The organism is Acinetobacter sp. UBA1297 (genome assembly GCF_002307755.1).
GTDB lineage: Bacteria > Pseudomonadota > Gammaproteobacteria > Pseudomonadales > Moraxellaceae > Acinetobacter > Acinetobacter radioresistens.
Genome location: NZ_DBUF01000014.1, coordinates 35,221 through 58,784, shown reverse-complemented (window position 1 = coordinate 58,784; position 23,564 = coordinate 35,221). Strand labels below are relative to the sequence as shown.

Below are 23,564 nucleotides of genomic sequence, written 5' to 3'. Positions count from 1 at the left end.
GTTCCAGGCTGGGACTGCCACGGTTTGCCAATTGAACTCAAAGTTGAAGAAAAAGTAGGTAAAGTGGGCGAAAAAGTTGATGCAGCCACTTTCCGTAAATTATGCCGTGAATATGCTTCACAACAAATTGATCTGCAGCGTAACGACTTCAAGCGTCTGGGCGTACTGGGTGATTGGGATAATCCTTATCTGACCATGAATTACAAGCAGGAAGCAGATATTGTTCGTGCACTGGGCCAGATTCAGAAAAATGGTCATATTCAGCCTGGCTTAAAGCCGGTGAACTGGTGCATGGACTGTGGCTCGGCACTGGCTGAAGCTGAAGTTGAATATGAAGATAAAAAATCTGATGCAATTGATGTCGGTTTTAATGTCGTTGACTTAAAAGACTTATCTACCCGTTTGAAGGTAGAGATTGATGTGCCTACTGATATTGTTATCTGGACCACAACACCATGGACCCTTCCGGCTAACCAGGCAGTTTCAGTACATGCTGAAATTGAATATCAGCTGGTACAGACCCAGACAGACAAAGGCTTACACAATCTGATTCTGGCTAAAGATCTGGTAGAGTCTGCTGTAGAACGTTATAAGCTAGAAAACCCGGTAGTACTGGCCGATTTTACCGGCGCAGTGATTGAAAACCTGCAACTCCAGCACCCACTTCTGGCAGATCGCCAGGTTCCGGTCATTTTAGGTGAACATGTGATTGCAACCAGTGGTACGGGTGCAGTACATACTGCGCCTGGCCATGGTGTAGATGACTATAAAGTTGGTCTGCTCTATCAGTTGAAAGTCGATAATCCGGTGGGTGGCAATGGAGTATATTTGCCAACTTCACCACTTTTCCCGGGTGTACACATCTATAAAGCCAATCCGCAAATCATTGAAGCCCTTGGTGCAGCAGGCCGTTTGTGGGCACATCAGCCAATTCGACACAGTTATCCACATTGCTGGCGCCACAAGACTCCTATTATTTTCCGTGCAACGCCTCAATGGTTCATTAGTATGGATCAGCAAAATTTACGTCAGGGTGCACTGGATGCGATTGAAAATGACATCGAATTTGTACCAAGCTGGGGTAAAAATCGGATTGAATCCATGATTGATGGCCGCCCGGACTGGTGTATCTCACGTCAGCGTACCTGGGGTGTGCCAATTCCGTTTTTTGTACATAAAGATACCAATGAGCTGCATCCGCGTACTCCGGAACTGATCGAAGAAGTTGCCAAGCTGATTGAACAGGAAGGTATTGATGCCTGGTTTAACCGTGAAGCGAAAGACTTTATTGGTGATGATGCTGAGCACTATAATGCCGTGCGTGACACGCTGGATGTCTGGTTCGATTCAGGTACAACCCACTATGCTGTACTTGACCAGCGTGAAGATCTGGAAAGCCCGGCTGACCTTTATCTAGAGGGCTCAGACCAGCATCGTGGCTGGTTCCAGTCATCCCTGCTGACGTCTATAGCGATTCATAACCGTGCGCCTTACAAAGCCTTACTGACCCATGGCTTTACAGTAGATGAAAACGGACGCAAGCTATCAAAATCGCTAGGGAATTATATCCCGCTAGATGACATCATCAAGCAGCTGGGAGCTGATGGTCTACGCCTGTATGTTGCTTCAAGCGACTACCGCTATGAAATTGCAGCAAGTAAAGAAGTCTTTAACCGTGTTAGCGACAGTTATCGCCGTATCCGTAATACTCTACGCTTCCTGCTGGCCAATCTAAATGGCTTTAAGCCAAGTACTGATGCACTGCCAGTAGACCAGCTGATTGCATTGGATCAGTATATCTTGCAACGTGCGCATGAGATTCAGCAGAGCATCCTTACTGCTTATGATGAAATGAACTTTCATGTCGTCTGTAGCTCACTAACCAATTTCTGTATTAATGATCTGGGCGGTTTTTATCTGGACATTATTAAAGACCGTCAGTACACCACCAAAACCGACTCTCAGGCACGTCGCTCTGCGCAGACTGCGTTATATCATATCGTACAGGCCTTTATCCGCTGGATGAGCCCAATCCTGAGCTTTACTGCACAAGAGGCTTGGCCACTGATTCCTGAGCAGTCAGAAAAATATGTATTTATGAGTGAGTGGTATCAGATTCCGGTGGCCTCAACAGCCAATCTGATTTCTGAAGAAAACTGGCAAACACTAATTACAGTAAAATCTGCAGTAAATAAACAGATTGAAGCTGCACGTAACGCTAAACTGGTCGGCTCTAACCTCTCTGCCAAGGTTGAACTCTGGGCCAAACCAGCGTTAAAAAGCATTCTGGACCAGCTAGGCAACGAGCTACGCTTTGTCCTGATCACCTCTCAGGTTATTGTTCATGACTTTGAGGAAGCAGGTGAAAGTACCGAGCTCGAAGGTCTGCGTGTCAAAGTTTCAGCGGCAGAAGGTGAAAAATGTGCTCGCTGCTGGCATGTACTGCCTGATGTTAATACACATGCAGGTCATCCAGGTATTTGCGGACGCTGCCTAATTAACCTTCCTTCTGGTCAGGGCGAAGAGAGAAAATATGCCTAATACACCGCAAAGAAAAGGCTGGTTCCGGTTCTATCCACATAATCTGGTGTGGATCGGGCTGGCAATTGTTGCCATTATTCTGGATCAATGGACCAAATGGATTGCAACAAACCATTTGAACTATGCCGATCCGGTAGCCGTACTGCCCTTTTTAAACTGGACGCTGCTACATAATTATGGTGCAGCATTCAGTTTTCTGTCTGATGCCGGTGGCTGGCAGCGTTATTTATTTACCGGACTGGCGGCTGGAGTTTCCTTGCTGTTTGTTTTCTGGCTAATGCGTATGCCAAAACATCTGGTCATTTTACCAATGGCTATTGCCCTGATTCTAGGGGGCGCCATCGGTAACCTGATAGACCGGGTCAGTCTGGGATATGTAGTAGATTTTATTCATATCTACTATCAGAATAGTCACTTTCCTGCATTTAATATTGCTGATAGTGCCATCACTCTTGGAACAATCCTGTTATTAATCGATACTTTCTTTCTGGAAAAACACCGGATTCAACGTGCAGAGGCAACAAAATGACAGAGTTACTCAACCCGAATGAAGATACTCGAATTGAAGAAGGTTCTCAGGTAGAGCTGCACTTTTCAGTTGCCATTGAAGATGGTGTTGAAATAGATAATACCCGCAGCCGTGAGGAGCCGGTGAGTCTGGTGATTGGTGACGGTAATTTACTGCCAGGCTTTGAACAGGCTCTTTTTGGTTTAAGGGCAGGTGACCGCCGTACTGTACATTTACCGGCAGAAGATGCCTTTGGACCGTGGAATCCGGAAAATATTCAACGATTTGATACGGTCAAATTTGAACAACGCCCTGTGGTTGGCCAAATGATCGAGTTTGAAGATAAAGCCAAAAGCAGCCTGTACGGTGTGGTCAGATCAGTGAATGATGATATGACCGAGATAGACTTTAACCATCCGCTAGCAGGTAAAAATATCAGTTTTGAGGTTGAAATCTTCAAGGTTACACCAGCAGGTCAGCAAGGTATTAAACTCATCTAGATGCTGCCTAAAATCAATCATTCTGAAGCCGGTCTGTGTATGTCCGGCTTTTTTTATTATAAGTAAAATATAAACTAAATATTTAAATGTCTAGCCAGTTTACTGATCATTTAAATGATCAGCAGGCAATTTTTCTAAAGGTCTATATAATAAAAAGCGATGAATGCAGCTTCACGCCTGGCTATATATCAGGCTAAAATTCAATCAGCCATAAAGACTGGCAGATATCTAAAAATACACTTTATCCCAGTTTTAATTATAAAAATTATTACTCAGCTTAAGTGCTGTATGATTAAAAACAATGAGTTGTTATGCTGACACTAACTGTTTTATTACGTTGTCTTTCTAGCGCAATACGCGAAGCATTGTTACAAGCCCTGAATGAATGTGCCCAGCACCAGATTGCCCAAGTCCAAATATCTCATCTTTTTTTACAGCTCTTAAAGCAACCCGAACCAAATGAATTAATCTTTTTATTAGACCGTTATGATATTTCTGTCTTGGAGCTCAGCCGGCAGCTGAATACAGCTTTACTTTCAGCACATATTCAAAAAAACAGTACATTGGTGTTAAGTGAAGCTTTAATTATTTTATTGCAACAGGCCTGGCAGTTTTCCCGGACAGAGCAATGTCCGCAGATTAATATATTTCACCTTCTACAGGCATTCATGGATACAGACATTTTATTATGTCAAAAAGCTTATTCTCCAGTCATAGATCAGTTCGAACGACCTGAAATATTGAATAGCCATCTAACGATCATACCTGCTTAAAAATTAAACTGGTTCATAAGTTTTGATGTTTTAAAATAGAGATACAAATTCTGTCTAGGCGCTTTCCAAAAAAATAATTAGTTTAATAAAGATCATGCCCAACCGGAAAATATCATGAAAATCTATATTATTGTAGGCAGCATACGTGAAGGTCGTACTGCTATTAAGGTTGCCAAATGGGTTCTCGAGGCAATTGAGAGTTTTGACTATAACACCCTGGAAACTGAAATCGTTGATTTAAAAGAATGGGATTTGCCTGTTTTTGCCGGAAGCCATCCGCCCATTACAGGTATCTATGACCAGCCAAAACAACAGCAATGGGCAGAAAAAATTTCCGAAGGTGATGGCTTTATTTTTATTAGTCCTGAATATAATCATGGTTATAGTCCAGCCCTGAAAAATGCTCTGGATTACTTAGGTAAAGAATGGCAAGGCAAACCTGCTGCCTATGTGGGTTATGGGGCAACCAATGGTTCACGTTCAATTGACCAGTTACGCCAGGTCGGGACCTATCTGGGTTTAATCGACTCTAACGCTACTCTAGAAATTCGTGATATTTTCAAGCGTAACCAAACTGAGCAGTTTGAAGGTAATGAAGCCGAGATTAAGATCCTAAGATCAGTGATAGAAAAACTGATCAATCACGCTATTTAGCAATATATCCTATAGTTCAAATGATTCTGTCAAATAAAAGTGATAAAAAAGCAGGTCCAGAGACCTGCTTTTTTATTCATCTATTTAGTCAGTAAAGGTAACTTTAGCAATCGCCTTTTTACCTGCCTGAATAATATAAGTTTTATTTTCTTTTACTGAAAAGTCTGCATCTACTACTTCCCAGTCAACTTTAACGGCGCCCCGCGCTACAGCATCCTTAGCCTGCGCTGCATTTTTAGTTAAACCCGCAGTACGCAAAATGGACGCAATAAAGATTTCACCACCAAATTCGGCACGAGAAATAGTTACTTCAGGTGTGCCTTCTGGCAATTCACCTTCAGTAATAATATTTCCTGCACCTTTATGCGCATTGGCCGCTGCTTCACTGCCATGGAAACGCTCAACCAGTTCCAGTGCCAGAATACGCTTGATTTCCTGCGGATTACGGCCTTCTACCATCTCTTTGAGCAGATCTTGAATTTCAGGCATCGATTTAAAGCTGAGCAGTTCAAAGTAACGTTCGATCAGGCTGTCTGGCATCGACAGTACCTTTTGGTACATTGCGCCTGGTGCATCAAATACACCGATGTAATTGCCCAGAGACTTCGACATTTTCTGTACACCATCCAAGCCTTCTAGAATTGGTACGGTAATACAGACTTGAGGCTCTTGATGATAACGGCCTTGCAGGGTACGGCCCATTAACAGGTTAAATGTCTGGTCTGTACCGCCAAGCTCAACATCCGCTTCCAGAGCAATCGAGTCATAACCCTGCACCAGCGGATATAAAAATTCATGAATCGCAATCGGCTGCTGACTACTATAGCGCTTGGTAAAATCATCACGTTCCAGCATACGTGCAACGGTCTGCTGGGAAGCCAGTTGAATCAGATCAGCCGCAGTCTTGCTGGCAAACCATTCTGAGTTGAATACCACCTTGGTTTTATTTGGGTCAAGAATTTTAAAGACCTGTTCCTGATAGGTTTTGGCATTTTCCAAAACCTGCTCACGCGATAATGGCGGACGTGTTGCACTCTTGCCGGTCGGATCACCGATCATGGCAGTATAGTCACCAATCAGGAAATATACATCATGGCCTAAATCCTGAAATACTTTAAGCTTATTAATTAAAACCGTATGACCCAGATGCAGGTCAGGGGCAGTTGGATCAAAACCCGCTTTAACTTTAAGGGGACGGTTTTCTTTTAATTTCTTCAGAAGATCTTCTTCAGAGATAATTTCATGAGTGCCTCGTTGAATGAGGGCAAGTTGTTCTTCAGCCGGCAGGAAATTTGACATCACAAAACCCAAACACATCAGTTATACAATTTGTGAGATATACTAACACTTTTTCAGCACATTGCAGGCTTAAGAATCATCATGACAGCGATCTATATCGGGGTAATGACCGGCACCAGCATGGATGGTGTCGATATCGTTGCTGCTTCTTTTGATCCTCTCCGGCTCCACGCTACCCTGACATTACCATTCGATCCGGAATTACGTGACGAGCTGATGGCATTAACCCTGCCAGATGATAATGAAATTGACCGGATGGGAGCTGCTGATGTTGCTCTGGGCCAAATGATCGGTCATGGTATTAACCAGATGATTGAAAAAAATGCTCTTGACCGTAGCCAGATCAGGGCCATCGGTTCACATGGCCAAACTATTCGTCATCGTCCTGAACATCATTTTACCCTACAGATTGGTGACCCTCATATTATTGCCGAACTGACTGGTATTGCAGTGGTATCTGATTTTCGTCGTCGTGATATGGCAGCCGGTGGCCAAGGTGCACCGCTCGTGCCGGCTTTTCATCAGGCCCTATTTCAGCATCCTGAAATTCACCGGGTGATTTTAAATCTGGGAGGTATTGCCAATGTCAGCCTGTTACCCGCTGGTCAGCCCGAGAAAGTCTATGGGTTTGATACCGGTCCGGCCAATATCCTGATGGATGGCTGGTGTCAGCGTTATACAGGCCATCCTTATGATGAAAATGGCAGTTGGGCTGCTTATGGCCAGCCAATTCGTGCTTTACTGGAACGCCTGCAAGCGCATGAGTATTTCTCGAAAGAACCTCCAAAAAGTACCGGACGTGAAGACTTTAATCTGGACTGGCTGGATGAGCAGATACAGGACTGGCGTAATGACGATCTGGGGTATGATGAGCTGGAAGATACACCCGAAAATGTACAGGCTACTTTATTAAAGCTGACCACAAGGGCAATTAAAAAAGCCATTTACCGTTCAGGACTGGATACAGGTGAAGTATATGTATGTGGCGGCGGTGCTTACAATGCACATTTATTAGACCAGTTACGCTGGCGCCTGCGCAAGCATCAGTGGAGTGTGCAGACTACTGACAGTCTGGGCCTTAGTCCAACCTGGGTAGAAGCAACAGCATTTGCTTGGCTTGCTATGCGGTTTGTACAGCAGCAAAGTGGTAACCTGCCTGCTGTTACCGGTGCACAAGGCTTTCGCATTTTAGGCAGTATGACTGCAGCCTGATTAGACTGGCTATAAGTGAGCTACAGCATACTTTCTGGTGAAGATACACCGCAGTAATTTTTACTAAAATATATGACTAAACAAAAATTCAAAGTAACAATAAGAGAAAAAAGATGATTGATTTAAGTAAACAGCGCCTTGAGCGTTATCATCGTGGTGAACTGAGCTTTGACCTGATCGATAGCGGTCCGCTAGAAGGTGAAGCTGTGGTACTGCTCCATGGCTTTCCCGAAACGGCACAGTGCTGGGATCAGGTCCGGGTTCAGCTCAATGCAGCAGGTTTTCGTACCTTTGCACCGAACCAGCGTGGCTATAGCCTTGATGCACGCCCTGAAGGACGTCAGGCTTATCGGATGCAGGAGCTACTTCAAGATCTGGATCTGCTGATTGACCAGATTAACCAGCCAGTCCATTTGGTTGGCCATGACTGGGGAGCAATTGTGGCATGGGAATACGCTATGCATTACCCTAAAAAATTAAAAAATCTGGTGGTATTATCTGTACCTCATCCAGGCGCTTTCCTGCGTGCCCTGCTTGCCTCGGACCAGCTATTTAAATCTTATTATATCGGGTTATTTCAGCTGCCTAAATTGCCAGAATTATTATTTGAAAAATTTCCAAAAATAGGTCTGGGTTTACTTAAAAATTCAGGGATGACCAAGCAGCAACTGGAAATTTTCAAAACAGAAATGCTGGAACAGGGCCGTTTAAGTTATAGCCTGAACTGGTATCGGGCACTACCTTTCAATGCCCGTTTCCAGCGATTCGATCCGGTCACTGTCCCTACTCTGTTTATCGGCGGTACCCAGGATGTGGCTATTAGTGATGCTGGCGTTAAACTAAACCAGCGTTATGTACAGGCGCCATACCGTGAAGTCATGTTAGAGGCCAATCACTGGCTTCCTGTGCAGCAAGCTGCTGTAGTCAGCCAGCTTATCCTGGAGCAGATTCAGGCTTAACTAAAGTGATAAAAAAACCCATCTCAGGATGGGTTTTTTAAACAGTTATCTTCTAGATTGAAAATGAAGATCCGCAACCGCAGGTCGTAGTAGCATTCGGATTCTCAACGATAAAACGTGATCCTTCCAGTCCCTGAATATAATCAACCACTGAACCTACCAAATACTGGTAACTTAGTGAATCTACCAGCATGGTCACATCGCCATTGGTAAATTCAGCATCATCTTCATTCATGCTTTCAGCAAAGTTAAAACCGTAAGAGAATCCTGAGCAGCCGCCTCCTGTTACATAGACACGTAACATTAAATCCTGATTCCCTTCGCTTTCACGGAGTTGGCGTACTTTATTTGCAGCATTATCTGACAACACAAGAGCTGGGGCATTCATACTGGGCGTTCCTCAACAAATTCATCTGCCTTAAAAGGCAAAGGCCATATATTTAAAGTATAACATACTCAATATATGGCCAGCGCCTGAACTTTAAAGTTTATCCTGAGTTATTTTATCAGGTTTATTTATAGTTCTCATCCTGTAGGCTGCATTCAAAATTACTGCGGTCTTCTTTACAGCGGAATTGCCATAACAGCTTCATCATGCGCTTGTCATAAATACCACGTCTGGTCAGGTCAATCCGTGATTCACGCATCAGTTTCTGGTAACCCGGCTTATCTGCTGCTGGTATATTCATCCAGTATTTCTGTGGAATATCCGCCTTCATTTTTCCAAGAATGCTAAATGCACGTGGTAACTGGGTTTTGACCCATTCCCGCGATTTTTGTCCATAGCCTGCGGGGAACTTGTCTGGGCGAATAATCAGGTTTCCTGTTACCTGCAGAATTGGATAATTAACAATAGCGCCTTTGGTACCGAGACCTTTATGTAATTCCAGCGGTTTAAACACGGCTGCCGGCGCGCCGATAATATCTACCTGGCGGTTATTGAACTTGCTGCCAAAATTAGTTACATCGGCACTAACTGCCTGCGCCCCGATTTGCTGAACCATAATCTTCTGGGCTTCATCATAATCAAGAACTGCAATTTTTTTGCCAGCTGCTTTAGCAACTGTATTAATACTACGGTCATTTACCATCAAGAATGCATCGCCGATCGGAATCACTCCTGCAACTTCATATTTACTATTGGTCATATATTTGGCAAAAGTCGGGCTGGCTAAGCCCTGCATGACCTTAACAGCCAACTTAAGGTCCGGAATAGCTCCGATTGCATCCAGGGAACCGGTAAATTTATTAAACTGTCGGCCACGCATACCGGTAACACTAATTCCGTCACATTTCCCGGCTTTAAAATCTTCAGCAATCACTGCCTCATTCTGGCCTACACGCAGTTCGATATCTGCTCCCCAGTTTTTAGCAGCAAGCTGATAGTCTTTCATTAAAGCATATACATCGCCATTTTTACCGACCAGATCAAAAACACAAAAAACCTGTTTTGCCTGAGCTGCTTCTGCTGCCATTAATATTCCTGCACCCAGCACAAGTGCTTTAGTCCATTGCATAATTTTATCCTTTTAATTTTATTTTTTCTTATTTTCTGTTTTCTATCCGGCAGCTGAGTACTGACCTTACATACCTATAAAAATACAGACAAAAAAGCCCGGTTTATAGCCAGGCTTTTTAACTTCCATAATTTATTCGCCTGCCATAGAGCATTCGAAGTTGGCTTTATCGACTGCACAGCGAGCTTTCTTCAATACTGCCATCATATTTTTGTCATAAATACCCTGTCTGGTTAAATCCATACGGCCATCACGTAACATCTTCTGGTATTTAAGCTTGTCTTCAGCACTTAGATTCATTTTATATTTGCCCGGAATACCGGCTTCTAAACGCTGAATCATTGAAAAGCTTTTTGGCAGCTGTTTGGCAAACCAGGTACGTGATTGCTGACCAAAACCAGCCGGGAATTTATCGGCTCGCAAGACCAAGTCAGCGGTTACCTGTAATACCGGGAAATTCATCATCGCGCCATTACTGCCCAGACCTTTATAAATTTCCAAAGGTTTATAGGCATAAGCCGGCGCACCGACCATATCGACCTGGCCATTATTAAATTTGGCCACAAAGTTAGATACATCAGACAGGACTGCCTGTGCTCCAATACGCTGTACCATAATTTTCTGGGCATTGTCATAGCCCAGTACTGCAAACTTCTTACCTGCTGCTTTCTCAACAGAATTAATATTTTTATCACGTACAAAGATATAAGCTGAACCTAAAGGTGATACACCGGCAACTTCATATTTATTGCCACCCAGAGTTGTAGTCATTTTGCCGGCATTACGGGCATCCAGTACATAAGAGATTGCACGTTGGGCCACAGCATTACTTGGCACAGCACCCAAGGCATCAATAGAACCCACGAATTTGTTATACGGACGGGCGCGCATTGAAGTCATAAAAACTGCATCACATTTACCTGCCTTGAAATCACTGTCCGCTACAGCTTCATCCTGACGTGGAACCAGGTTAATATCTGCTTTCCAGGATTTTGCAGCCAATGCCCACTCTTCCATCATTTTGTAGGATTCACCAGATTTACCCAGTAAATCGAAGACACAAACATCTACTTTGGCCTGAGCAGTGCCTGCTAGACCTAAAAGTGCAGTGGTAACAGCAGTCAGTACTATTCTTTTCATTGTTTTCTTCCTTTTTTGAGACTTTATTCTCGAACTTCCCTTACATTGCAAGATATTACCCAGCTTTATTTAAAAAAAATAGAGTATTTGCTCCATTTTTTTAAATTGTGATCTATCTCTGCATTTTTTAAGTAATTAAAATTTTCTATCTATACTTATATTCAGGAAATCAATAGCTATAAAACTGTCATTTTGTATTATTCGCCCGAAAGTGAACACTCAAAGTTAGTCCGCTCTACTGTGCAGCGCGCCCTTTTTAACACACGCATCATGGTCTCATCATAAATGCCCTGACGGGTCAAATCGATACGGCCTTCACGTAATAAACGTTGATAAGCAGTACGGTCTTCACTGGACAGCTGAATTCGTAATTTTGCAGGAATGCCTGCTTCAAGGCGTTGTACCATAGCTATGCTGCGAGGCAACTGTTTTAAAAACCATTGACGTGACTTGGCAGCAAAGTCCTGTGGAAATTTATCTGGCCGGATAATTAGGTCTGCAGTAACATTGACTACCGGGAAATTGATCATGGCGCCATTTGGACCCATACCTTTATAAATTTCCAGAGGCCGGTAAGCATACGCAGGCGCTGCAACAATATCCGCCTGTCCATTATTGAATTTACTGACAAAATTCGAAATTTCCGAGGCCACTGGCTTGGCATTAATACGCTGTACCATGATCCGTTGAGCAGCATCATGCCCAAGAACTGCAAATTTTTTCTTGGCGATTTTTTCAACTGTATTAATATTACGGTCTTTTACAAAAATATAAGCTGCGCCGAGCTGACCGATTCCGGCAACTTCATATACCTGTCCCTCCAGTCTGCTCACCAGACGTTTACTATTACGCTGATCCAGAGCATAGCTGATGGCCTTTTGGGCTATTGCATTACTAGGTACCCCACCTAGGGCATCAATTGAACCAGCAAATTTGTTAAAAGCACGAGCACGAATAGAAGTCATATACACACCATCACAATTTCCAGCTCGAAACTCACGCTCTGCCTGTGCCTCATCTGCTACAATTTTTAGTCCGATATCAGCATTCCAGTTCTTGGAAGCCAGCAGCCAGTCTTCCATCAGTTTATAGGACTCGCCAGCTTTGCCCAGCAAATCAAAAACACAGATATCTATTTTGGCTTGGGCTGAATGAGCAAATAAAAAAAGTGAAGCAGCAGCTAACAGAATTTTTCCCTTATTCATCCTGAGTCTTATTGTTTAAATGAGGGCTCTATCACTATAAACAGCTTAACTGTACAAAAATAGAGCATTCACTCTAATTTCCGATAAAGTGTTTTTGTGTTGAGTCAAATTATTAGATGAAATTCACATTCTTTTGCAGAGGCAGGTGATTTTTTGTTTTTCCTGGCAGATATCCTTTAAAATGGCCTACCTCTGATAATAGATTTGCGTATTCATGATTCAGCTTGACCAACTTTCGATTCGCCGCGGTGGCCGTATACTCTTTAAAAAAGCGAGCATGCAACTGCATCCAGGCTGGAAGATTGGTCTGACCGGAGTTAACGGCGCCGGTAAATCCACTCTGTTTTCGGCATTGCTCGGCAATATGTCGGCCGATGAAGGTTCTCTAAGCCGTCCTGCAGTATGGACAGTTGCCCATATGGCACAGGAAGTCGAAGCACTGGATATGGCAGCACTGGATTTTGTATTATCAGGTGATGAAGAATATTGGGAAATTCAGGCAAAACTGGAACAGTCCGACCAGCTATCTGATCATGATATTGCCCATTTACATGGCCGCTTTGACGAGATTAATGGTTATTCGGCTCCTGCCAAGGCAGCACAGCTTATGGCAGGTCTGGGCTTTTTCGAATATCAGCTAAAACTAGCAGTATCCAGTTTTTCTGGAGGATGGCGTATGCGTCTGAATCTGGCCCGTACCCTGATGAGCCGCTCAGACCTGCTTTTGCTGGATGAACCGACTAACCACTTGGACCTTGATGCCATTTTATGGCTGGAAGACTGGTTAAATGCCTATGAAGGCACTTTGGTTCTAATCTCACACGACCGTGATTTTCTTGATGCTGTCACTGATCATATCCTGCATATTGAAAATCAGGAGCTTACTTTATATACCGGAAATTATTCCACTTTTGAACGGACCCGTAGTGAACGTCTGGCCCAGCAGCAGCAGGCTTATGAAAAACAGCTAGAAACCCGCGCACACCTGCAAAAATACATTGACCGTTTTAAGGCACAGGCCACCAAAGCACGTCAGGCACAGAGTCGAATCAAGCAACTGGAGCGAATGCAGGAACTTTCGGCTGCCCATGTTGATACTCCCTTTACGTTCAGTTTCCGTGAACCTAGCAAAATGAGTTCACCCCTACTGACATTAGAACATGCGGATATTGGTTATGGGGAAAAACTGATTGCCACCAATATCCAGATTCAGATTACGCCTTCAAGCCGTATTGGCCTGCTGGGAATGAACGGAGCAGGTAAATCTACTCTGATTAAATCACTCGTAGGTGATCTGCCCCTGCTTAAAGGTTTACGTCATCCTTCAGAACTGCTCAATATTGGCTATTTTGCCCAGCACCAGATGGATGCCCTAGATGGTCAGGCCAGCCCTATGCTGCAACTGGCACGAATTGCCGACAAGAAAGTCAGTGAGGCCAGCCTGCGCTCTTTTTTAGGTAGCTTTGGTTTTAGTGGCGAACGCATGGATACACCCAGTGAAAGTTTTTCGGGTGGAGAACGGGCCCGCTTGGCTCTGGCCCTGATTGTCTGGCAGCGTCCAAATGTCCTGATCCTTGACGAACCAACCAACCATCTAGACCTAGATATGCGTCACGCATTAACTATGGCTTTACAGGACTTTCAGGGTGCGGTAGTTCTGGTATCACATGAGCGACAGCTGATTGCCAGTGTTTGTGACGAGTTATTACTGGTACATGACGGTCGTATGACCGAGTTTGAAGGAGACCTTCAGGATTATGCTAACTGGCTACGTCAGGCCCGTACACAAATCATGAAACAGGGCCAGCAGCCTGCTGCGCCAATCCAATCTGTAGTTGTTGATGTACCTGCTATTTCCAAAGTTGATAAAGAAGCACAGCGTAAAGAAGCTGCACGCCGTCGTGATATAACTCGCCCGGTCCGCAAGAAAATCGAACAATGCGAAGCCCGTATTGAAAAATTACAGCCGCGTCTTGAGACACTTGAAACCGAACTAGGTGATTCATCGCTCTATGATAATGACCGCAAGAATGACCTGCTTAAACTGATGAATGAACAGACAGAACTCAAGCTCGCTTTAGCCGAGGCAGAAGAACAGCTTCTGGAACTAATGATGGAGCTTGAAGAGTTGGAACAATCATTTCAGTAATCTAATTCCATATAACCTGATTTTAATTAAAATCAGGTTATATGCTTAAAAAATAATTTCAAAATCATTTTTGCTACAGTTTTATAATAATTTTATATTTTATTAATAAACCTTACATAAGTATTACCTAAAAAGATTTCTTTATTATTTTTAATTCTCTAAATTATTTAAATTAATTATTCATATCTGAATAATACTAGAGATAGAGATTATTCATAAATATTTTTTATTTTTGAATGATCTAAATGACTTAAACTATATAAGTAAAGGAGAAAGAAGCATGGCAACAGGTATCGATCTCAGTCAAATTACTCAACATGCAGAAGTTTTGGGTTCAGATAACGAACATGTAGGCCGTGTTGACCACCTAGAAGATGAAGATCAACTAAAACTTATCAAGAATGATGAAGACAGTGATGGAAAACATCATTTAATTCCTCTGACTTGGGTACAGGAAGTCAGCAATAATCAGGTAATTTTAAACCTGACAGCCAGTGAAGCAAAACAGCAATGGCAAGCTGTATAATATAATTTAAAATTATATTAATAAAAGGATTACCCTATTTAAAGGTAATCCTTTTATTTCATTTAAAAATATATTTTTTAAAATAAAAATAATTAATTTTAAAATGTAAAGAATCATTTCAGTTAGTTGCTACTTTAAATCAACATTATTTTACCTAAGCCTTGTATATGTACATTTTTTCAACAGGCTAAATTGTTTTTTTATACATAAGCTTACCTCATGACGCTGCATTATGAATGGCAGGTCAGTTTTCTTACTCAACAAAATTTTTACATGATTCTGCTGACTCTAAAAATAAACCAGAGAGGAAATAAGAATGCGCGCTCTTACATATCATGGTGCTCGGGATGTCCGGGTAGAATCTGTTCCTGATCCGATTATTCAAGAACCGGATGATGTTATTTTGCGAGTTACTGCAACTGCAATTTGTGGTTCTGACCTGCATTTATATCGAGGTAAAATTCCGGCCACTAAAGATGGTGATATCTTTGGCCACGAGTTTATGGGTGTAGTAGAGGAAGTTGGTCCGGCAGTCACTGAAGTAAAAAAAGGCGACCGGGTAATTATTCCTTTTGTAATTGCCTGTGGTAGCTGCTTCTTTTGTGAGCATGATCTGACTGCAGCCTGTGAGAATACCAATACGGGTCGGGGTGCTATCTTAAATAAAAAGCAGATTCCGCCAGGTGCTGCACTGTTCGGCTATAGCCATTTATATGGTGGAGTTCCAGGTGGACAAGCTGAATATGTACGTATTCCTAAAGGAAACGTAGGACCATTTAAAGTACCAGGTTCTTTATCTGATGAAAAAGTTTTATTCCTGACTGATATTTTGCCTACTGCCTGGCAAGCAGTCACCAATGCCAAGATTGGTAAGGGATCAAGTGTTGCAATTTATGGTGCAGGACCGGTAGGCCTGCTCTCGGCCGCCTGTGCACGTATGCTGGGTGCCGAACTTATCTTTATGGTAGACCACCATAATTATCGTCTACAGTATGCACGAGACACCTATGGTGCCATTCCGGTTAATTTTGATGAAGTCGATGCAGCTGAATTTATTATTAGCAATACGCCGGGCTACCGTGGTGTAGATGGAGTAATTGATGCTATCGGTTTTGAAGCCAAGGGCAGCATGCTAGAAACCGTCATGACCAACTTGAAGCTTGAAGGTTCGAGTGGCGCTGCATTACGTCAATGTATTGCAGCTGTACGTCGTGGCGGCGTAGTAAGCGTACCGGGTGTTTATGCAGGACCAATTCATGGCTTCCTGTTCGGTGATGCATTCGATAAAGGCTTAACCTTTAAGATGGGACAAACCCATGTACATAAGTTCCTGCCACAATTACTGGAATTTATTGAAAATGGTGACCTTTCCCCAGAGGTAATTATTACCCACCGTATGAACCTGTCTGAAGCCGCTGAAGGCTATCGTATCTTTGATAAACGTGAAGAAGACTGTCGTAAGGTAATCCTTACCCCTTAATAATAAGATATAAAAAAGCGCCTTCTGGCGCTTTTTTATTGAGCAGTGATGAGATTAAGCATCAATATCAGCATTCAATGCATTTTCTTCAATAAATGCACGACGTGGCTCAACATCGTCTCCCATCAGGCAAGAGAACATACGGTCTGCTTCAATTGCATCATCAATAGTTACTTGCAGCATATTGCGATTTTCCGGGTCCATCGTGGTTTCCCAGAGCTGCTCGGCATTCATCTCACCCAGACCTTTATAACGCTGAATCATCATACCACGGCGTGAGTCCTGCAAGATGAACTGCCAGACCTGATGGAAATTACTGACCTGTACACGACGCTCACCTTTTTCAAGATAAGCACCCTCTTCAATCAGGCTGAACCAGCTTCTTGAATTCTTGAGCAATCGGGCATATTCGGCAGAGCCCAGCAATCCGGCATCAAGCAGATAATGATGTGGCAAGTTATGCACATAAACAGTGATCCGTGGCCAGTAAAGCGCCGAGGACTGACCATCTGTATCAATGCGTTCAAATTTTTCAAGACTCAATTCAGGACGCAAGCTAGACTGCATGTCTGCAATACGTGAACGTAACTGTTCACCCCATTGCTGGACATAACTTTCATCATGGTTCTGGTCCATTTTAAAAGCTTCTAGCGCCAAGAGACCATCAAGCAGGGTCGCAGGATAACGCAAGGTTAATCGGTGCAGACTTTTTTGTGAAACCTGGTAATCCTGAATCACCTGAGCCAATGCCTGTCCATTAATTGCTGGCGCATCGGCACTGACATGCAGAGACAGATCATCAATTGCATTGGAAATCAGATAGGTTTCCAGAGCATCATTATCTTTAATATACTGTTCCTGCTTGCCTTTTTTCAGTTTATATAAAGGCGGCTGAGCAATATAAATATGACCCCGTTCTACCAGTTCAGGCATTTGACGGAAGAAGAATGTCAACAGTAACGTACGAATATGTGAACCGTCGACATCAGCATCTGTCATGATCACAATCTTATGATAACGCAGCTTGTCCGGATTATATTCCTCACGTCCAATACCACAGCCTAATGCCGTAATCAGTGTACCGACCTCAGCAGAAGAAATCATCCGGTCAAAACGGGCCCGTTCTACATTTAGAATTTTACCCTTTAACGGTAAAATCGCCTGCATTTTACGGTTACGGCCTTGCTTGGCAGAACCGCCTGCCGAATCACCCTCGACTAGAAACAGCTCAGACAAGGCGGGATCTTTTTCCTGACAATCAGCCAGTTTTCCAGGTAAGCCGGCAATATCCAGTGCACTTTTACGGCGTGTCATTTCACGGGCTTTACGTGCTGCATCACGGGCACGTGCTGCATCAATAATTTTACCTGCAATAGACTTGGCCGCTGCCGGGTTCTCAAGCAGATATTCAGAGAATGCCTTATTCATCGCCTGTTCGACTGCCGGTTTAACTTCACTGGACACCAGTTTTTCTTTGGTTTGCGAAGAAAACTTAGGATCTGGAACTTTAACTGACACGATAGCAGTCAGTCCCTCACGTGCATCATCCCCTGTTACTGCAACTTTTTCTTTCTTAAGAATATTCTCATTCTCAAGATAGCTGTTCAGGCCACGGGTTAATGCTGCGCGGAAACCGGCCAGATGGGTACCACCATCTTTTTGCGGAATATTATTGGTAAAGCAGCGTACATTTTCCTGATAAGAATCATTCCACTGCAATGCCACTTCAACACCTATTCCATTTTCAGCCTGAGTGGTGAAATGGAAAATTTCATTCAGGTGATTTTTACCTTCATTGATATATTTAACAAATTCGGACAGACCACCTTCATAGTCAAATACATGTTCAAGGTTAATGCGCTCATCGCGCAGAACAATACGGACACCGGCATTTAGAAAGGACAGCTCACGCAGACGGCGTGCCAGAATATCGACGTTAAAAATAGTCTGGCTAAAGGTTTCAGCACTTGGCCAGAAACGGACTTTAGTACCTGTACGTTCAGTTTGTCCCACGACACGTAACGGGTACTGGGGTACACCGTGCTGGTATTCCTGCTCATGTATCTGTCCTGCACGCTGTACAGTCAGCTCAAGCTTGCTCGATAAAGCATTAACAACCGATACACCTACACCGTGCAGGCCACCAGAGACTTTGTAACTGTTATCATCAAACTTGCCGCCCGCATGCAAAATTGTCAGGATTACCTCTGCAGCAGAGACACCCTCTTCCGGATGGATATCGGTTGGAATACCCCGGCCATTGTCAGATACGCTCACAGATTCATCTTCATGAATGGTCACCAGGATTTCATCACAGTGTCCAGCCAGTGCTTCATCAATCGAGTTATCGACCACCTCGAATACCATATGGTGCAGACCTGTCCCATCGTCTGTATCACCAATATACATACCAGGACGTTTACGCACTGCGTCTAGGCCACGTAATACCTTGATACTAGAGGAATCATAAGCCTTTTCTTGGGTGTGTTCTGTTGGAGAGGCAGATTGAGATTCTGAACTCATGGTTTCTCCCTAGTGTAAAATGGATCAATCCAAAGATGGGTTAAATCATTGCTGAACGACACTGACTTGACCGTGTTCAACGTGGAATAATTGATAGGAAATAGACAAATCATGCAAATGTTGCTGTACCGATTCATGCTCTAGAGTGGTAATAAAAACTTGACTACCAAGTTGGCTCAATCGCTCAATTAAACGTTGTTGTGCGGTTAAATCTAATTCTGCCGTCAGATCATCTAATAATACCACAGTTTCCTTATTGCTCGCATGCAACATTGCAATCTGAGAGAGTTTTAAGGCCATAATTAATAGTTTTTTTTGTCCTCTTGAAAGAATGTTATCCGCATCTCCAAGTGGTGTTTTCAAGCGTAGGTCTGCCCGGTGTGGTCCATACTCGGTATAGCGTCTATCCAGGTCTTTCTGATGATATAACGTCAGGTCCTGATAAAGCCCCTGCTCACTATGAAAACCGGATACATAGTCTAGCTCAATCTCCAGATCAGGTAAAAGCTGGCTTAAATCCTGTTTAAAATAAATCTTCCATTGCTCCATCACCTGTGAACGTTGAGCATGGAGCAATTCACCATAACTGGCCAACATCTTGTTCCATGGATCAAGCTCATCCACACTTAGATTTTGGCGGGATTTAAGCAGACTGTTACGCTGCTTGAGTGCGCGAGAATAATATTGCCATGTCTGATAAAATTCAGGTTCCACGTGGAACATCAGCCAGTCCAGTAACTGTCGCCGCGGTTTGGCTCCATGGTCAATGATATCCGTACTGAGTGGGTCGATATATTGTAATGCCAGCATTTTAGCAAGCTGACCCTGAGTTGCGACCGTATCGCCATTCACTTTAATTATCTGCTCACCCGAGAGCATTTTTTGCATGCCAATTTTCTCGGTAGCAGACTGTGCAAATACAATCGCGTCTGAAGCACCACTCTGAATGTAGTGTTTGGGAATATAAGTTCGAAAAGAGCGGCCTGTGGCCAGCAAATGAATCGCCTCAAGAATCGAGGTTTTGCCTGAACCATTGGCGCCATAAAAAACATTAAACGGCTGCAACTCAGAGAGTGCAACCGCTGAAAGGTTCCGGACACGTTCGATATTTAAACGCGTAATATACATAAAATAGCTTTAAGTCTAGACACGCATTGGCATGACAACATAAGTCTGGTCCTGCTGGGCAGGGTCTTGCACCAGCACTGACTGATTGGCTTCAGTCATAGTCATAACAACATCGTCACCATCCAGCACGTTTAGCACTTCAAGCAGATATTGTGCATTAAAAGACATTTCTAGCGGAGAGTTATTATATTGAATAGCCAGATCCTCAATCGCTTCATCCTGCTCCGGGTTATTGGCTCGAAGCTGTAATGAATCTGCATTAAAATTGAGGAATACACCACGCAATTTTTCATTACTAAGAATCGCCACCCGTTGCAATGACTGTTTAAATACATCATGCGCGATCTGGACAGTTTTATCACCACCACGTGGAATAACGCGACGATAATCAGGGAATTTCCCGTCAATCAGTTTAGTCGTGAAACGTACTGTAATCTCGCCCTGTTCCTTGTCACGGCTTGGGGTTTGAATTGTAACATTTAACAGTTCACGGCCAATCAGTAACGTAAGCTGTTCATCTTCAATGCTGAGCAGGCGTTGCAGTTCTGCTACTGCCTTACGTGGAACAATTGCCTGCACTGGCTGGGAAGCGGTAGAAGATGCCAAGGTTTCACACAATGCCAGACGGTGACCATCGGTAGTTACAGCACGCAATTGAGTTTCATCAATTTCCAGTAAGGTGCCGGTTAGGTAAAAACGGACATCCTGCACTGCCATTGCAAAAGCAGTTTTTTCAAACAGACGCTTGAGTTCACGCTGGGTGACTTGAACCTGAGTACCTTGACTATTGTCATGATTAAGTAAAGGATAATCTTCAGCAGGTAAGGTTCCCAGTACAAAACGGCTATTTCCAGACTTTAAAATGCAGCGCTGGTCTTCAGTGATTTGTAAATCGATCAAAGCAGCACTCGGTAGTGACTTACAGATATCCATGAGTTTACGCGCAGGCACAGTAGTTTCACCCGGCTGTAAACAGGCTCCCTCACTTAGGCCGGTACTGGCCACCAGCTCAACTTCCAGGTCAGACCCAGTAATCGTCAGAGCCTGCGGACTCGCCTGAATTTTAACGTTTGAAAGAATGTTCAGGGTATGACGACGTTCGACCGCCCCTACCACATGTGATAGAACATTGAGTAAGCTCTCTTTAGCGATTTTCAAACGCACGATTCATTCCTCTAACAACTGAAGACAGATAAAAAATAATTTTTAGCAGTGTACTATGCGGCAGTTTCAAGCACTTTGCAAGAATCCGGATTGATCAACTCTGCAACAGGCGCAGCAGGTTTTTATAATCCTCATTAAAGATCGGATCTTCAGCACGGAGGCTCTGGACTTTTTCGCAGGCATGCATGACTGTACTATGATCTCGCCCGCCAAAAGCCATGCCAATTTCTGGAAAACTGTCACCAGTTAATTCACGCGCCAAACCCATTGCCAATTGACGAGGACGTGCATAAATTCGGGTTCTTTTAGGCCCGACCAGCTCTTTGAGGGGAATACGAAAATACTCACTCACCACACGCTGAATATTTTCTACACTAATAGTTCGAGCCCTAATCGCCAAAACATCTTTTAAGGATTCTCGTACCACGTCCAGATCAATTGCGGTTCCCTTAAACCGGGAAATAGCGACAACCTTGTTTAACGCGCCTTCAAGTTCACGAACATTGGCAACCACCTGCTGTGCAATAAATAAAGCACAGTTACGGGGCAAATCAATCTCATTGCTTTCAGCTTTTTTCAGCAGGATTTCTATCCGTGTTTCAATGTCTGGTGGCTCGACTCCAACAGATAAGCCCCAGGAAAAACGAGAAACCAAACGTGGATCCAGTTCAGTCAATTCTTTCGGATAGCGGTCTGAAGTTAAAATAATCTGCTTGGATTCATCCAATAAAGCATTAAAGGTATAGAAAAACTCGACCAGACTTGCCTCTTTACCCGCTAAAAGATGAATGTCATCGACCAATAATAAATCCAAGGAACGACAATTTTTTTTGAATTCTTCAACCTTGCCACGCTGTAAAGAACTGACAAAATCCTGTACAAAACTTTCCGCAGTCATATACATGACACGTGCATTAGGTTTGGCCTGTAATAGCGCATTACCGACAGCCTGCATCAGGTGTGTTTTACCCAAACCGGTAGGTCCATACAGAAATAAGGGATTATGCTGGGATGCACCAAGCTGTGTCAGTACTTTGCGGCACGTTTCTGCTGCCATCTGGTTAGAGCGCCCTTCTACAAAAAGTGCGAAAGTGAAAAGTGGATTTAAAAGACGTTTCTTATTCTGTTTAGCCGGTTCAGCTTCTTTTTCCTTTTTAGGTCGCGATACCGGCATAGAAGCCGGGTGCTCTAATGCAGCCGTGGTGGTGGCTGGCTGCTCCGCTGCTGATAAAATAGCGCCGGGCCGGGAATCTACTAAAATCTCAACCTTACGTACACGGCCTTCCGACATTTGTTCAGCCAGAATTGTGATTAATTCCAGATGATGCTCTTGAATATATCGGGTCCAATAAGGATTAGGCGCATATAAACGTAAAGTATCCTCCAGTTCTTCAGCCACCAGAGGACGAATCCACATCGCAAAGATATTATCAGAGAGCTCTTGTCGCAAGCGAGTTAAGCAGTCCGTCCAAAGCATGTGAATCCCCTATCTTCATGTTTTAAATTTAAATTGAACTACAGCACCCCTTGCGAGGGGTGGCCATTCTAACCAAGTTATCCACATCTGTCATGGGTCATTTCTAAAGTTTTGGCCAAAAAAGAAACTTTCTGTTTTAAATTTGAATTTAAACCACATGTGGATAAAGTTTTCCATAACCTGTGGATAAAATATATCATAAAGTTATCCACAATTCATATAAATTATAAAAACATAGTTATCCACAATTTAATCATCTGATATTAGAATATAAAAGTATCATTTCCACAGAAAAAAGCCGCTCTAATAATAATAAATTTAAATTTTAAAATTTGAATTTAATAATAACGATGCAATCTGGTGTGGATAACTTAACTTACAATGAATTTAAATTCAAAACCAGAAGCCTAACTCAGAAATACAATATATTGTTTATAAAACTGTGGATATTTTTGGTTTTTACATAAATATATTTTAAAATAAAAGGTTTATATTGTGTATAAGTTTCAAATTTTATCTCTCTCCTTTTTATATTTGTATATTTCTCTCTTCTTGGAATTACAATCAAAATTGAACAAAAGACGGGTTTTCATTGACAGCGTAAAGATTGCACAATACAATCGCGAACCTTTATAGAAAGATCATTTTGGAGTTTCGACATGAAACGTACATTCCAACCATCTGAATTAAAGCGTAAGCGCGTTCATGGTTTCCGTGCTCGTATGGCTACTAAAGCTGGTCGTCAAGTATTAGCTCGCCGTCGTGCCAAAGGTCGTCACAGCTTAACTGTTTAATTTCAGTTTAAGTTT

At 43.1% G+C, this 23,564-nt stretch carries 20 protein-coding genes; 11 read left to right on the top strand and 9 right to left on the bottom strand.

The window, feature by feature from the left end; genetic code table 11:
* The 5 genes from ileS to B3R63_RS06490 form a co-directional block, all read left to right on the top strand.
* Positions 1-2,541 (top strand): isoleucine--tRNA ligase (gene ileS, locus B3R63_RS06510; protein WP_286729231.1); only part of this gene is annotated, 2,541 nt, incomplete at its 5' end.
* A complete protein-coding gene (gene lspA, locus B3R63_RS06505; RefSeq protein WP_286729229.1) occupies positions 2,534-3,070 on the top strand; it encodes a signal peptidase II in 537 nt (178 codons plus the stop codon). The genes ileS and lspA, both read left to right, overlap by 8 nt.
* Positions 3,067-3,549 (top strand): FKBP-type peptidyl-prolyl cis-trans isomerase, encoded by a 483-nt coding sequence (locus tag B3R63_RS06500; protein WP_005017480.1) that lies wholly within the window; start codon positions 3,067-3,069, stop codon positions 3,547-3,549. The genes lspA and B3R63_RS06500 overlap by 4 nt, the downstream gene beginning before the upstream one ends.
* Positions 3,550-3,860: 311 nt before the next feature.
* Positions 3,861-4,322: a citrate:sodium symporter gene (locus tag B3R63_RS06495; protein ID WP_286729227.1), complete on the top strand. Its 462-nt coding sequence runs from the start codon at positions 3,861-3,863 to the stop codon at positions 4,320-4,322.
* Positions 4,323-4,436: 114 nt separating this feature from the next.
* A complete protein-coding gene (locus tag B3R63_RS06490) occupies positions 4,437-4,976 on the top strand; it encodes an NADPH-dependent FMN reductase (RefSeq protein WP_005017485.1) in 540 nt (179 codons plus the stop codon).
* Between the two features lie 84 nt (positions 4,977-5,060).
* Here the strand turns inward: B3R63_RS06490 and tyrS are convergent, their stop codons facing one another.
* Positions 5,061-6,293 carry a tyrosine--tRNA ligase gene (tyrS, locus tag B3R63_RS06485; protein ID WP_005023807.1) on the bottom strand — a complete coding sequence of 411 codons (1,233 nt, stop codon included), beginning with the start codon at positions 6,291-6,293 and terminating at the stop codon, positions 5,061-5,063.
* A 63-nt stretch (positions 6,294-6,356) separates the two neighbouring features.
* On the opposite strand from tyrS, the gene B3R63_RS06480 reads away from it, so the two are divergent.
* Positions 6,357-7,487, top strand: a complete 1,131-nt coding sequence (locus B3R63_RS06480) for an anhydro-N-acetylmuramic acid kinase (protein ID WP_005017492.1) — start codon at positions 6,357-6,359, stop codon at positions 7,485-7,487.
* A 113-nt stretch (positions 7,488-7,600) separates the two neighbouring features.
* Entirely contained in the window at positions 7,601-8,446 is an 846-nt protein-coding gene (locus B3R63_RS06475; protein WP_034683466.1) for an alpha/beta fold hydrolase, read from the top strand.
* 52 nt (positions 8,447-8,498) lie between these two features.
* Here B3R63_RS06475 and erpA read toward each other — a convergent pair whose 3' ends face one another.
* The 4 genes from erpA to B3R63_RS06455 all read right to left on the bottom strand — a co-directional run bounded on the left by erpA (position 8,499) and on the right by B3R63_RS06455 (position 12,308).
* A complete protein-coding gene (erpA, locus tag B3R63_RS06470; RefSeq protein WP_005017496.1) occupies positions 8,499-8,834 on the bottom strand; it encodes an iron-sulfur cluster insertion protein ErpA in 336 nt (111 codons plus the stop codon).
* Between the two features lie 124 nt (positions 8,835-8,958).
* A complete protein-coding gene (locus B3R63_RS06465; protein ID WP_286729224.1) occupies positions 8,959-9,963 on the bottom strand; it encodes a putative solute-binding protein in 1,005 nt (334 codons plus the stop codon).
* A 132-nt stretch (positions 9,964-10,095) separates the two neighbouring features.
* Positions 10,096-11,103, bottom strand: coding sequence for a putative solute-binding protein (locus tag B3R63_RS06460; RefSeq protein WP_005017500.1), 1,008 nt, complete (start codon positions 11,101-11,103; stop codon positions 10,096-10,098).
* 197 nt (positions 11,104-11,300) lie between these two features.
* A complete protein-coding gene (locus B3R63_RS06455) occupies positions 11,301-12,308 on the bottom strand; it encodes a putative solute-binding protein (protein WP_286729221.1) in 1,008 nt (335 codons plus the stop codon).
* A gap of 214 nt (positions 12,309-12,522) precedes the next feature.
* Here B3R63_RS06455 and B3R63_RS06450 point away from each other — a divergent pair, with 214 nt between their 5' ends.
* The 3 genes from B3R63_RS06450 (at position 12,523) to B3R63_RS06440 (ending at position 16,463) form a co-directional block, all read left to right on the top strand.
* A complete protein-coding gene (locus B3R63_RS06450; protein WP_286729219.1) occupies positions 12,523-14,457 on the top strand; it encodes an ATP-binding cassette domain-containing protein in 1,935 nt (644 codons plus the stop codon).
* 280 nt (positions 14,458-14,737) lie between these two features.
* Positions 14,738-14,983: a DUF2171 domain-containing protein gene (locus B3R63_RS06445; RefSeq protein WP_286729217.1), complete on the top strand. Its 246-nt coding sequence runs from the start codon at positions 14,738-14,740 to the stop codon at positions 14,981-14,983.
* A gap of 316 nt (positions 14,984-15,299) precedes the next feature.
* A complete protein-coding gene (locus tag B3R63_RS06440) occupies positions 15,300-16,463 on the top strand; it encodes a zinc-dependent alcohol dehydrogenase (RefSeq protein ID WP_005017515.1) in 1,164 nt (387 codons plus the stop codon).
* A 54-nt stretch (positions 16,464-16,517) separates the two neighbouring features.
* Here the strand turns inward: B3R63_RS06440 and gyrB are convergent, their stop codons facing one another.
* The 4 genes from gyrB to dnaA form a co-directional block, all read right to left on the bottom strand.
* On the bottom strand, positions 16,518-18,986 hold the full coding sequence (gyrB, locus tag B3R63_RS06435) for a DNA topoisomerase (ATP-hydrolyzing) subunit B (RefSeq protein ID WP_286729215.1): 2,469 nt from the start codon (positions 18,984-18,986) through the stop codon (positions 16,518-16,520).
* 45 nt (positions 18,987-19,031) lie between these two features.
* A complete protein-coding gene (gene recF / locus B3R63_RS06430; RefSeq protein ID WP_005405730.1) occupies positions 19,032-20,114 on the bottom strand; it encodes a DNA replication/repair protein RecF in 1,083 nt (360 codons plus the stop codon).
* A gap of 15 nt (positions 20,115-20,129) precedes the next feature.
* Positions 20,130-21,278, bottom strand: coding sequence for a DNA polymerase III subunit beta (gene dnaN, locus B3R63_RS06425; RefSeq protein ID WP_005017521.1), 1,149 nt, complete (start codon positions 21,276-21,278; stop codon positions 20,130-20,132).
* Between the two features lie 94 nt (positions 21,279-21,372).
* Positions 21,373-22,755 (bottom strand): chromosomal replication initiator protein DnaA, encoded by a 1,383-nt coding sequence (gene dnaA, locus B3R63_RS06420; RefSeq protein WP_005017523.1) that lies wholly within the window; start codon positions 22,753-22,755, stop codon positions 21,373-21,375.
* A gap of 659 nt (positions 22,756-23,414) precedes the next feature.
* Here dnaA and rpmH point away from each other — a divergent pair.
* Complete coding sequence (gene rpmH, locus B3R63_RS06415; RefSeq protein ID WP_000831329.1) at positions 23,415-23,549, top strand: 50S ribosomal protein L34; 135 nt, start codon at positions 23,415-23,417, stop codon at positions 23,547-23,549.
* The last annotated feature ends 15 nt before the right edge of the window (positions 23,550-23,564 follow it).